Origin of the sequence: Noviherbaspirillum sp. (genome assembly GCF_035944575.1) — a bacterium.
Classification (GTDB): domain Bacteria; phylum Pseudomonadota; class Gammaproteobacteria; order Burkholderiales; family Burkholderiaceae_D; genus Noviherbaspirillum.
In genome coordinates this window covers 1-10807 of record NZ_DASZBA010000102.1, presented here as the reverse complement: position 1 = coordinate 10807, position 10807 = coordinate 1, and the positions used below count along the sequence as shown (strand labels likewise).

Below are 10807 nucleotides of genomic sequence, written 5' to 3'. Positions count from 1 at the left end.
GGCTTCTACGCCACGCACTCCGTGGGCAAGGTCATCAACTCGATGATGTTCGAAGTGCAGCAGATCGTCGACATGATCCGCAACGTGCTGACATCGCTGATCCGCGATGCATTGACGGTCATCGTGCTGATGGCCTTCCTGATCTGGCTGAACTGGCAACTCACCATCGTCGCCATCGTGTTGATTCCGCTGATCGCGGTTGTCGTGCGCATGACCGGCAAGCGGCTGCGCAAGCTGACCCGCGAATACCAGGAAGTCAACGGCGAACTCACGCAGGTGATCGAAGAGACCACCCGCGCCAGCCAGGTGATCAAGATTTTCGGCGGCCAAGAATTCGAGAAGAAGCGCTTCGCGGAGCGGGCAGCCAAGCTGCGCCGCTATTCGATGCGGATGGCAAGCACCTATGCCGCCACCGTGCCGATTACGCAGACCATGGCGTCGTGCGCGGTCGCGGTGGTGATCGTCATCGCCCTGATCCAGTCCAGCCAGAACCAGACCACCGTAGGCGGCTTCGTGTCCTTTATTACCGCGATGCTGATGCTGCTGGCGCCGCTCAAGCGACTCGCCGAAGTGAATGGCCCGCTGCAGCGTGGCCTCACGGCCGCGGAGGCGGTGTTCAACCTCATCGACGCGCCGCCGGAGCGCACCACCGGCAAGAAGCTGCCGGGCCGCGCCACCGGCAAGCTGCAGTTCATCGACGTGGGCTTTGTGTATCCCGGCCAGAACCAGCCGACCCTGTCGCATATCAACCTGACCATCATGCCGGGAGAAACCGTCGCATTCGTCGGCATGTCGGGCGGCGGAAAATCGACGCTGGTCAACCTGGTGCCGGAGTTCTTTCCGGTGACCAGCGGCGAGATACGGCTCGATGGCGAACGGATACGGGATATTTCGCTCGATAGCCTGCGCGCGCAGATCGCAATGGTGAGCCAGAACGTGGTGCTGTTCGACGATACGGTCGCCGCCAACATCGCATACGGCGACCCGCATCCTGATATGACGCGCATCGAGGCCGCAGTACGCGCAGCCCACCTGAGCGACGTGGTTGCCGGCCTGCCGCAAGGTTTGATGACGCCGATCGGCGACAACGGCAACCGGCTGTCGGGAGGCCAGCGGCAGCGTCTCGCCATTGCCCGCGCTATTTACAAGAATGCCCCGATCCTGATTCTGGACGAAGCCACTTCCGCCCTCGATACCGAGTCGGAGCGGGCAGTACAGGCCGCGCTAGACGTACTGATGCGGGGCCGCACCACGTTGGTCATCGCCCATCGCCTGTCCACCATCGAACGCGCGGACCGTATCGTCGTGCTGGCCGACGGACAGGTGGTGGAAGCCGGGTCGCATATGCAATTGCTGGAGAAGAACGGCATGTATGCCAACCTGTACCACCTGCAGTTTGCCCAGGATGCCAAAACCGTCTGATTGCCCATGCCTGCAAGGAGCCGCGCCGGATAACCCCGACATGCGGCGCGGCATATCTGCGCAGGACGCGAGATAGTGCAATAACGCCATTACAAAGTCTGCAATTGCTTGGCAAAGCCATATCCCGCAATCAACGCTATTTGATCTTTCTCAAGGTTTGCAACATGTTTGTTGTCGGCAAGACTATTGCCAGCGGTTTCCGGATCCTTATAATGACGGGTAGAAATCATTTGCCTGAGCTCAATTCAGGTTGAACAAACCTTGATTCAGATCATTCCGGAGGCGTCATGGGAAATACACAAGATAATCTGGTGAATTTCGTCGAAACCGAATCCCCGCGCTTCAATTTCAACAAGCTGCAAGCTGCTGCATGCATGGCGGCGTCCGCGGCGGTGAGCGTCGGCCTCATTGCCTGGATGGTCAGCGCACTTTCCTGATTTTCCCCTCTGCTTCAGGTTCGGCTGAAGCAACCGCATCCAGTCAGTGTTCCATCCGGAACCTGCCTGCACCTAATCATCCATCAGGTGAGCCATGTCGTTCAGAGCCTTGCCTGCGCAATGCCTCTGCCAGACTTCCGCATCTTCACTGGTCTTGCCGTTGACGTAGGAAAAGTGTGCCTGCTGGTATTCGCCGGTCATGTTCCTTACCTTGTATTCCAGGCAGACCACGCTGGCATTGTCGTTCGCTGAGATGCTTTGCCACACCAGCGCGTTTGGATCGGGCAGCGAATTCTTGACGCTTGCGGCAATAGCTGCCGTCATGGCGGTGCGGTGATTTTCGCCGACCTTGGGTACCGGCTTGCCTGGCTTGCCGCCGGAATCGCCGGAGGAATCCGGGATGGAAGCGTAGTTATCCTGTGTGGAAAGGGTGTGATCGGGGAGGGCGATCCATGCGGTGGCGGCCGCGCCAATAACGAAGGTGATAGCGGCCGCGGCGAGCCATGCCGCTTTCCGGCGTGACTTCCGGGCATGCTTTCTGTGCTGCTGCCTGACCAGATTGCTGGGCTTGCCGGGTTTATCGGGTTTGCAATTAGGGCAGGACTTTGCCGCCGTGCTGTAGATCTTGTCGCACTTCTTGCATCGCACCAGTGCCATGTGCTTTTCCTTTCCTGCCCGGCGCCATTGCCGCGGCTATTTCAGGAATTGCGTTGCGACGACCACCCACGCCACGCCGGCGGCGATCGATGCCCATATGAACCGCTTGCGTTTGGCAACCCTGAGTTGATGTTTGACTACGCGTCTCTTCGTGAGGTCCACGTCTTGTGTGTCCACCGTCTTTCCCATAAGCGATATCGAAACATCAAATTGTCCGCCACGTCCCGAATCTGTTATTGATGTGCTGCAAACCTGCTGACCGCCTTATCCATCCCAATCAGGTTCGGGATGCCGACCGCGACCTTTTCATCCCAAAGCGGTCTAACGGGCTGCCAGACCCGATGTCGGCAATGCAATGCCGCAGTTCATCACAGCGCGTCGCATCCCGTCGGCCCTATTCACGAACCGACTGAATGTTGATCCTATGAAGAACCTGAAAAACGCCACCGTCGTCATTACCGGCGCATCAAGCGGCATGGGACTGGCGACGGCGCTCGCCTTCGCGCGGCGCGGCGCCAACCTGGCGCTTGCTGCCAGAAGCCCGGCGCCGCTGGAGCAGGCGGCGCGGCAATGCGAAGCGCATGGCGGTCGCGCGCTTGCCGTACCCACCGATGTCACTGATGCCGAAGCGATGCGCGCGCTGGCCCGTGCGGCTATCAATGCCTACGGCCGGATCGATGTGTGGATCAACAACGCCGGCATGAGCCTGTGGGGCCCGTTCGAGGACATTCCGGTGGAATCGCAGCAACAGCTGGTTAACGTCAACCTGAACGGCGTGATCAACGGCTGCCACGCGGTGGTGCCGCATTTTCTGCGAAACGGCGGACGCGGGATCATCATCAACATGGCGTCCATCGGCGGCAGGGTGCCGATGCCCTGGCTGGCGACGTACTCCGCCAGCAAATTCGCCGTCGCCGGTCTGACCGATGCGCTGCGTTATGAACTGGCTTCCCGGTCTGCAATCGAGGTATGCGGCATGTATCCGGGCTTCGTCGATACGCCGACCAACCTGCATTCGTCCAACTATACGGGGCGTGAACTACGCCCGGTTCCCCCGGTGATCGATCCGTGCCACGTTGCGGAACAAATGGTTAGTCTTGCACTTCATCCGCGCCGCGCATCCTACATCGGCGCACACCATGCGCTTGCGTATCCGTATGCGCTCATGCCGGAGCCGGTCGGGCGGCTGCTCGGCCATTTCACGCGTCGTTATTTCATGCAATCGGGAAGGGCCGCAGCGCCAACCGACGGTTCGCTGTTCAAGCCTGTCCCGGCAGGCGCGGCGATCCATGGCCAATGGGGCGTTCCCCAGCAACGCAAGGCAACGGTTGCCGTTCTCGCATTGACCGGCGTCGCCGCAGCGTGTGCATTTGCACTGCGCCGCGGGCGAAACACGATATCAAGGCCTGCCGTTACTGTTTCAGGATAGCCGCGCCGAACGCCTTCAGCGCAATCGAGACCATATCGCCGGGCCGCACGCCTTGCAGCTCGTCTTCGAACGCCACGATTTCCACGACCTGCTGTCCCACCAGCAGCGAAACGATATGGATGACTTCTTCCCGCCGCACGGCCAGCACCTGGGCGTTGATGTTCAGCTTTCCTTCCGCCCGCTGTCTCAGGAACAGCTCGGCGGGACTCCCCGTCCGGACAAGCCGCCCGTGATCAATGTGCAGCACCCGGGATGCCAGTTTGAACACTTCGCCGAGATCGTGACTGACCAATAGCACCGTCATGCCGAAGCGCCGGTGCAGGCGCGCCAGATCATCCTGCAGCTTCGCACGCATCTCGCCGTCCAGCGCGGAGAGCGGTTCATCGAGCAGCAGCAGCGCCGGACGGCGGGCGATTGCTCTGGCCAGCGCCACCCGCTGTTTCTGGCCGCCGGACAGCGTCGCCGGCAAGCGGTCGCGCAAGCCCGCCAGATCCGTCAGCTCCAGCAATTCGTCAATCCAGTGGCGTTCATTCCTGCCGACTGCATAGGCGATGTTTTCCGCTACGCTCAGATTGGGGAAGAGCGCGTAATCCTGGAAGACGAAACCGATCGAGCGTTTTTGCGGCGGGAGGTTGATGCGCCGCTGCGCATCGAACCACGGCACACCGTTGACGACGAGACTGCCGCTGTCCGGCGTGATCAGCCCCGCAAGCATGCGCAGCAGCGTGGTCTTTCCGGCGCCGGAGGGGCCGAACACGGCGACGAACTCGCCGTTGCCGATATCGGCAGACAGGTCGATCCGCATCGGGCCCGCAGGGCTGTCGACCGTCCTGGAAAGCGTGAAGGCAAGCATGTCAGACCGCTTTCCATTTTTTGTTCACCAGGTACACGATGAGCAGGATGGCGAAGCTGACGACGAACAGTACCGACGCATAGAAATTCGCGGCGGCGTAATTCAGGCTTTCCACTTCATCGTAGATGGCGATCGACGCAACTTTCGTGACGCCGGGAATATTCCCGCCGATCATCAGGATCACACCGAATTCGCCGACGGTATGCGCGAAGCTCAGCACCGTGCCCGACAGCAGCGCCGGCTTGATGTTCGGCAGCAGCACACGGAACAGCGTGACGATGTCCGGCTTGCCGAGCGTGCGGGATGCTTCCAGCAGAGATGGCGGCAAGCCCTGGAAGCCGGCCTGCACCGGTTGCACCATGAAAGGCAGGCTGAAGATCACCGAGCCGATCACCAGTCCTTCGAAGCTGAAGACGAGTTTCAAATGCAGCCATTGTTCCAGCCAGGCGCCAAACGCATGTTGCGGACTGAAGGCAAGCAGCAGATAAAAGCCGAGCACCGATGGCGGCAATACCAGCGGCATGCTGACCAATGTTTCCACCACCGGCTTGAAGCGGGTGCGGGTATGCGCGATCCAGTAAGCCAGTGGTACCCCGATCAGCAAAAGGATCGCAGCGGTGATGGCCGACAGGCGGAAAGTAAGCAGCAGCGGCTGCCAGTCGAAATTCATGTCGCCTCGTCCGGCATCAGGGTCATCTCATTGGCTTTCACCAGGCCATCGACACGATCGCCGACAGCGAGTTGCAGCGCGTGCGCGGCACGGGTGGTAACGACCGATTCGATGCGATGGCCGCTGAAATCCAGTGTCACGCGGGTAAGCAGCTTGCCGTATTCGATTGCGGTCACAATCGACGGCAGCCGATTGCGCATGCTGATCAACCCGGACAGGTTTTTTGCCAGTGCCACTTCCATTTCCTTGAACAGCATCGTGACAGGCATGCCGACCGGCCAGGATCCAAGTTCGCCGCCGACGCTGACCAGCGTTGCGGTAAGGCGATGACTGCCGACATGCACGTCGACCAGCGCAATGCTGCCGGCAGTGTCAATCGCCGCGATGCGACCCGGCAGCCGGTTCATGGCAATTGATATCCATACCGTTCCAGGATGCTCCTGGAAGCCGGGCCGAGCAGGAAGTCATGGAACTGTTTCGACAGCGCGGGATTGTTCTTCCGGCCATGGGCAAGAACCACAGCGCCCTGTGCGATCGGTTGATACGACGTGCGAGGCAGGTCGATCCATTTTCCCTGGCCGCGCATCTCCGGCGACACCACGACGGATTTCGCCGTGAAGCCGGCGTAAGCGGCGCCGGAATGGATGTACTGATTGGTTTGCGAAATGCTTTCACCGAAAACGAGCTTGGGCTTGAGTGCATCGTCCAGCCTGAAGCCGGCCAGCGCCTTCATCGTTTCACGGCCATACGGCGCCACCTTCGGATTGGCGACGGCAATCTTGCGCACCGCATCGCTGCGCAGCGTCGCTTGACAGTCCGTCAGGTCGATATCTTTCATCGTCCATAAAACCAGCGCGCCGTAGGCATAGATTTTCGGTGCGTCGGAGTGCCCTTCACTGTGCAGCCTCTCGGGGAATTCCATGTCCGCCGACAGGAAAACGTCGAACGGTGCGCCGTTCACGATCTGGGCGAAGAACTTGCCGGACGAGTTGTAGATCGGCCGGATGTCGTGCCCGGTTTCCTTTTTGAAGGCGGCGCTGATATCGTCGAACGCATATTGCACATTGGCGGCGACGGCGACGGTCAGCGTGGCCGCGCCTGCTGCAAACGGAAACATCAATGCGATCAATGGCAGGTATGTTTTCATGTTGTCGGCTTCGGACGCTGCAGGATGGAACGAGGGGGCAAGGCCGACGTATTGTATCAGCGGGTGAACTGTGAAATCCGGCCGTGATGCCGGGGCGGGATGCGTGATACGGTGCATAATCGGACACGGCGGCAATCATCGGCGACAGGTGCATCCGGCCATCGACCTTCCGGCTGATTCACCAGCCACAGACCGCGATAAAGGAGACAAACAGCATGGCAATCGACTTCAGCCGCTCATGGATGAATGACGAACTTGAAATGGTCCGGGACACGGTCATCCGCTTCATCGAGAACGAAATGGCTCCCGACGATGAAGCGGCGCGCAAGCGCGGGCACGTCGGCAAGGAAATCTGGCGCAAGGCGGGAGAGCTGGGCCTGCTGTGTGCGGACATACCGGAGCAATACGGCGGCGGAGGGGGTGATTTCCGTCATGAGGCGATCTTCTGCGAGGAGATGGCGCGGCGCAGCCTCACCGGCATGAATGCATCCGTGCACAGCATCGTTGCCCACTATCTGCTCAATCACGGCACCGAGGAGCAGAAGCAGCGCTACCTGCCGCGCATGGCGCGCGGCGAACTGATCGGCGCCATCGCGATGTCGGAGCCGGGCGCCGGCTCCGACCTGCAAGGCATCCGTACCCGGGCTGAACGGCAAGGCGACGGCTACGCCATCAACGGTTCCAAAACCTTCATCACGAACGGATTTCTGGCCGGCCTGGTGCTGGTGGTCGCCAAGACCGATCCGGCGCAGAAGGCCAAGGGCATCTCCATTTTGATCGTGGAAACGAAGGACAAGCAGGGATACCGGATCGGTCGCCTGCTCGACAAGATCGGGCTGAAGGCACAGGACACCGCCGAGCTGTTCTTCGACAATGTGCATGTCGGTGCCGACGATTTGCTGGGCGGCGTCGAGGGCCGGGGTTTCCAGCAGCTCATGGGCGATCTTCCGTATGAGCGTACCATCATCGGCGTGTCCGCCGTTGCAGCGATGGAAGGCGCTTATGAGGCGACGTTGCAATACACCCGCGACAGGGAAGCGTTCGGCCAGCCGATCGGGCAATTCCAGAACACCCGGTTCAAGCTTGCGGAAATCGCAACCCAGGTGAAAGTCGCGAGGGTGTTCGTCGACCGTTGCATCGAGGATCTGGTTGCCGGAAAGCTCGACACCGTGTCGGCCTCCATGGTCAAGTACTGGACCAGCGATCTGCAGAACAAGGTCGTCGATGAATGCCTGCAATTGTTCGGCGGCTACGGCTATATGAACGAATACCTGATCGGACGCATGTATGTCGATGCGCGCATCCAGCGCATCTACGGCGGCACGAATGAAATCATGAAGGAAGTGATTGCCCGGTCGTTGTGAACGTTGAGAGCCGCCGCTGAATGCCACGCCGGAAAGCGGATGGCCCTTTATCAATAGTGTCGTGCATGCGCCAACAGACGTTGCGGAAAGTGTTCGGTGCACCCGGACGCTTCCGCTGATGCGCACAAGCATGCGAATGCGATCCGCCGCTCCGTATCCGGCTTTTTCGTATCTATTTCAAATACTTGGATAGATGCACCGGCATGTGCCGCATGCTGGCATGCCCTGTGCTCCAGTTCGGTCAGGCACAACCAGTCGCCTGTCCTTCCGAACCCATAGGAGCACCATCATGAAACCCGCGTTGTTACTGCGTGACCTTCCAGCTACTGTCGAGCTCGACCGGCGAACCATGTCCGCCATCGTCGGCGGTTTCCTTGCCCTGCTGTTCAGCTGCACTGTCAAACGCTTCGATGAGCGTGTCGGCGAGTCGGAATGCAACAACGGCATCTGCGTGCCGTATCAGGATGAAGATGGAAACTACTGATGCGCGCATGCGCAATGCGGGCAATGCATTGCGGACCGTAATCGGTTTCGAAAAGGCGGGCATTGCGGCAACCGCTTTGCTGCTTTGCCTGCACCGGACAATCAACATCAAGTTTGATCAAGCTCGAATTTGCTTCAGTGCGGGTGCGCTTATGCAGGCCCTGCTAGGCTTATAGTTCACCAGCCACGTTCGCAACGATCAGACATATTCATATCGTGTCTTGTATCCGCGTCCAGAGCGACCGCGCACCGGCAGCGATTTCCAGTCAGCAAACGGAAACCGATGCCGGAAAAGCCGATGCATGCCAGTCAGGCGCGGCATCGCAGGGTCGCCGGAAACGGATTCTCCATCACCCAAGGAGCAGATCAAATGGCGGCAATTGTACGTATCGATGATGAAACAATCGGCGACGACGACTTCATCAAGAACCTGAAACTTTCCGGGCAGTTCGAAGGGTTGATCGACCAGCTGGTGCGCGACAGGATCACCGTTCATGCGGCGAGAAAGCAGGGCGTGCGCATATCGCCCGATGACATCCAGGAACGCGCCGACCAATTCCGCCGCATAAAAGGCCTGCATCGCGCCGCGGACACCAACCGCTATCTGGATGCGCTCGGCGTCAGCCTCGACGATTTCGAAGCCTTCATCACCGATACCCTGTTCCAGGAAAAAATGCTGCAGCAGGTGTGCAACGACGCCGCCATCGATGAATATTTCCAGATGAACTCGCCGAAGTTCGACAGCATCGAGATCAGCCATATCGTGCTGGATTCCGAAGGCAAGGCGAAGGAAATGATTTCCATCCTGAATGACGATCCGGACAGCTTTGAAGAGATGGCGGCCGAGCATTCCCTCGCCGATACACAGGCCAAGGGCGGGCTGATCGGCAAGGTGCTGAGAGGATCGTTGCGCAGCGATATCGAGGCCAAGGTTTTTAATGCCTCGGTGGGCGATCTGCTTGGGCCGTTTCCGTCGGCGGACCGGTCGTCCTTCGAAATATTCCGGGTGAATGCGAAGCATCCGGCCACCCTGGACGAAGAAACCATCATCCAGATAAAGAGCCTTCTTCGCGAGCAATGGTTGATGACTCGGGCTCAGGAACACATCATCGAAATTTGCTGAACGAGCTTCCGGCGCACTGGCGCCGTTGATTCATGCGTCCGCGATACCGGCATTGCCGGCGAACCTGCCGGTATCCAAACAGACTTTCAGCAATGTGCGCCGCCAGCGGTCCCGCAATGCCATGCGGAGCCGGAAAGGCATTATGGATACACCTTCAAAATCGCATTCCCTGGCCAAGTTCCTGTCTTCGGTGGAGATCGTTTCCGCTTTCACGCCCGATGAACTGGAGCGGCTGGCCGAACATGCGGAGTCGCGGTTCTATGCATTCGGCGACACCATCTGCAACGCCGGTGAACCGGCCGGCGGCCTGTACCTGATCAAGTCCGGCTCGGTGCGGATGTTCACCGAGGAAAACGGCAGGGAACTCAGCATGGGGGTGCGCAAGGCAAACGAAGTGTTTGCCGAGATCGCCATGCTGCGGGATTACCACCATGAATCGTCGGTGCGCGCGTCCGGCAAGGTGGAGGTGGTGTTCATACCGCGCCAGGCGATTGAACCAGTCATCGCAGGCAATCCTTCCGCGGCGGCCTTCATCAGCAGCTATGTGGCAATCAATTCCGCCGGCGGCTTCGTGGCCCGGATGTTCGACCTGCGCAACAAGGTCAGCAAGAAAGAGCTGGAGGAAATGATCCTCAGCGTCGGCGTCAAGCGTGCGGCGGCCGGCAAGGAAATCCTGAAACAGGATTCGCGCGAGGACCGCAGATTGTATGTGGTGCGCCATGGCGAGGTCCGGGTCGTGCGCAACGAGGAGGGCACCGACTATCCGCTGGCAACCCTGAGGCAGGGGGAGATTTTCGGCGAGAAAGCCTGCCTGATGCGGCAGGAGCAGGTAGCGACCGTGATCGCCAACACGGATACGACGCTGCTCGTCATTCCCGAAAAGACCGTTCATTTCCTGCTGGAGCGCAACCCGAAGCTGCGCGAGGTGCTGGAAGAGCGTACCCGCGTTGTCGAGCGGGAAATCCAGCGGCAGAAGAAGCTGGCGGAGCGGCGCAAGCGGCCGGTGCTGCTCGACCTGCAATCCAGGCCGCAAATGGGCGAGCGGGTCATCCGCCGCTTTCCGCTGGTCGAGCAGGCCGAGGAAATGGATTGCGGCGCAGCCTGCCTTGCGATGCTGTGCCGGCACTACGGCATTCAGATGACGCTCGGAAAACTGCGCGAACTGGCGAACGTGACCACCCAGGGGGCGACGCTGGAAAGTCTCGCCCGCGCCGGCGATACG

At 59.9% G+C, this 10807-nt stretch carries 14 protein-coding genes; 8 read left to right on the top strand and 6 right to left on the bottom strand.

The genetic code is table 11. The features are described 5' to 3' along the window. The coding region (gene msbA / locus VGU61_RS06435; protein ID WP_326858280.1) for a lipid A export permease/ATP-binding protein MsbA at positions 1 to 1422 on the top strand (1422 nt) is incomplete at its 5' end. A 287-nt stretch (positions 1423 to 1709) separates the two neighbouring features. Continuing rightward, positions 1710 to 1859 (top strand): hypothetical protein, encoded by a 150-nt coding sequence (locus tag VGU61_RS06430; protein WP_326858279.1) that lies wholly within the window; start codon positions 1710 to 1712, stop codon positions 1857 to 1859. 72 nt (positions 1860 to 1931) lie between these two features. On the opposite strand, the gene VGU61_RS06425 is transcribed toward VGU61_RS06430, so the two are convergent. Both VGU61_RS06425 and VGU61_RS06420 read right to left on the bottom strand, forming a co-directional pair. Next, positions 1932 to 2516 carry a hypothetical protein gene (locus VGU61_RS06425; protein WP_326858278.1) on the bottom strand — a complete coding sequence of 195 codons (585 nt, stop codon included), beginning with the start codon at positions 2514 to 2516 and terminating at the stop codon, positions 1932 to 1934. Between the two features lie 36 nt (positions 2517 to 2552). After that, positions 2553 to 2693, bottom strand: coding sequence for a hypothetical protein (locus VGU61_RS06420; protein WP_326858277.1), 141 nt, complete (start codon positions 2691 to 2693; stop codon positions 2553 to 2555). A 247-nt stretch (positions 2694 to 2940) separates the two neighbouring features. Here VGU61_RS06420 and VGU61_RS06415 point away from each other — a divergent pair, with 247 nt between their 5' ends. Next, complete coding sequence (locus VGU61_RS06415; protein WP_326858276.1) at positions 2941 to 3945, top strand: SDR family oxidoreductase; 1005 nt, start codon at positions 2941 to 2943, stop codon at positions 3943 to 3945. Here VGU61_RS06415 and VGU61_RS06410 read toward each other — a convergent pair. From VGU61_RS06410 to modA, 4 genes are read right to left on the bottom strand one after another with little or no spacing between them, the layout of a single operon-like run. Next, positions 3929 to 4798 (bottom strand): ABC transporter ATP-binding protein, encoded by an 870-nt coding sequence (locus VGU61_RS06410; protein ID WP_326858275.1) that lies wholly within the window; start codon positions 4796 to 4798, stop codon positions 3929 to 3931. The genes VGU61_RS06415 and VGU61_RS06410 overlap by 17 nt on opposite strands. A gap of 1 nt (position 4799) precedes the next feature. Beyond that, positions 4800 to 5468 (bottom strand): molybdate ABC transporter permease subunit, encoded by a 669-nt coding sequence (gene modB / locus VGU61_RS06405; protein WP_326858274.1) that lies wholly within the window; start codon positions 5466 to 5468, stop codon positions 4800 to 4802. Beyond that, positions 5465 to 5875: a TOBE domain-containing protein gene (locus VGU61_RS06400; RefSeq protein ID WP_326858273.1), complete on the bottom strand. Its 411-nt coding sequence runs from the start codon at positions 5873 to 5875 to the stop codon at positions 5465 to 5467. The genes modB and VGU61_RS06400 overlap by 4 nt, the downstream gene beginning before the upstream one ends. Next, positions 5872 to 6615, bottom strand: coding sequence for a molybdate ABC transporter substrate-binding protein (modA, locus tag VGU61_RS06395; RefSeq protein WP_326858272.1), 744 nt, complete (start codon positions 6613 to 6615; stop codon positions 5872 to 5874). The genes VGU61_RS06400 and modA overlap by 4 nt, the downstream gene beginning before the upstream one ends. A 215-nt stretch (positions 6616 to 6830) precedes the next feature. On the opposite strand from modA, the gene VGU61_RS06390 reads away from it, so the two are divergent. The 5 genes from VGU61_RS06390 to VGU61_RS06370 form a co-directional block, all read left to right on the top strand. After that, complete coding sequence (locus tag VGU61_RS06390; protein ID WP_326858271.1) at positions 6831 to 7979, top strand: acyl-CoA dehydrogenase family protein; 1149 nt, start codon at positions 6831 to 6833, stop codon at positions 7977 to 7979. A 289-nt stretch (positions 7980 to 8268) separates the two neighbouring features. Then, entirely contained in the window at positions 8269 to 8463 is a 195-nt protein-coding gene (locus VGU61_RS06385; RefSeq protein WP_326858270.1) for a hypothetical protein, read from the top strand. Further along, complete coding sequence (locus VGU61_RS06380; RefSeq protein WP_326858269.1) at positions 8450 to 8638, top strand: hypothetical protein; 189 nt, start codon at positions 8450 to 8452, stop codon at positions 8636 to 8638. The genes VGU61_RS06385 and VGU61_RS06380 overlap by 14 nt, the downstream gene beginning before the upstream one ends. 194 nt (positions 8639 to 8832) lie before the next feature. Continuing rightward, a complete protein-coding gene (locus tag VGU61_RS06375; protein WP_326858268.1) occupies positions 8833 to 9585 on the top strand; it encodes a peptidylprolyl isomerase in 753 nt (250 codons plus the stop codon). A 142-nt stretch (positions 9586 to 9727) separates the two neighbouring features. After that, positions 9728 to 10807 (top strand): cyclic nucleotide-binding domain-containing protein (locus tag VGU61_RS06370; RefSeq protein ID WP_326858267.1); only part of this gene is annotated, 1080 nt, incomplete at its 3' end.

Bases quoted from the DNA above. Each gene is read 5' to 3' on its own strand.
- VGU61_RS06430 (WP_326858279.1), top strand. From the start codon at position 1,710: ATGGGAAATACACAAGATAATCTGGTGAATTTCGTCGAAACCGAATCC.
- VGU61_RS06375 (WP_326858268.1), top strand. From the start codon at position 8,833: ATGGCGGCAATTGTACGTATCGATGATGAAACAATCGGCGACGACGAC.
- VGU61_RS06380 (WP_326858269.1), top strand. From the start codon at position 8,450: ATGGAAACTACTGATGCGCGCATGCGCAATGCGGGCAATGCATTGCGG.
- VGU61_RS06390 (WP_326858271.1), top strand. From the start codon at position 6,831: ATGGCAATCGACTTCAGCCGCTCATGGATGAATGACGAACTTGAAATG.
- modB (WP_326858274.1), bottom strand. From the start codon at position 5,468: ATGAATTTCGACTGGCAGCCGCTGCTGCTTACTTTCCGCCTGTCGGCC.
- VGU61_RS06410 (WP_326858275.1), bottom strand. From the start codon at position 4,798: ATGCTTGCCTTCACGCTTTCCAGGACGGTCGACAGCCCTGCGGGCCCG.
- modA (WP_326858272.1), bottom strand. From the start codon at position 6,615: ATGAAAACATACCTGCCATTGATCGCATTGATGTTTCCGTTTGCAGCA.
- VGU61_RS06425 (WP_326858278.1), bottom strand. From the start codon at position 2,516: ATGGCACTGGTGCGATGCAAGAAGTGCGACAAGATCTACAGCACGGCG.
- VGU61_RS06400 (WP_326858273.1), bottom strand. From the start codon at position 5,875: ATGAACCGGCTGCCGGGTCGCATCGCGGCGATTGACACTGCCGGCAGC.
- VGU61_RS06415 (WP_326858276.1), top strand. From the start codon at position 2,941: ATGAAGAACCTGAAAAACGCCACCGTCGTCATTACCGGCGCATCAAGC.
- VGU61_RS06385 (WP_326858270.1), top strand. From the start codon at position 8,269: ATGAAACCCGCGTTGTTACTGCGTGACCTTCCAGCTACTGTCGAGCTC.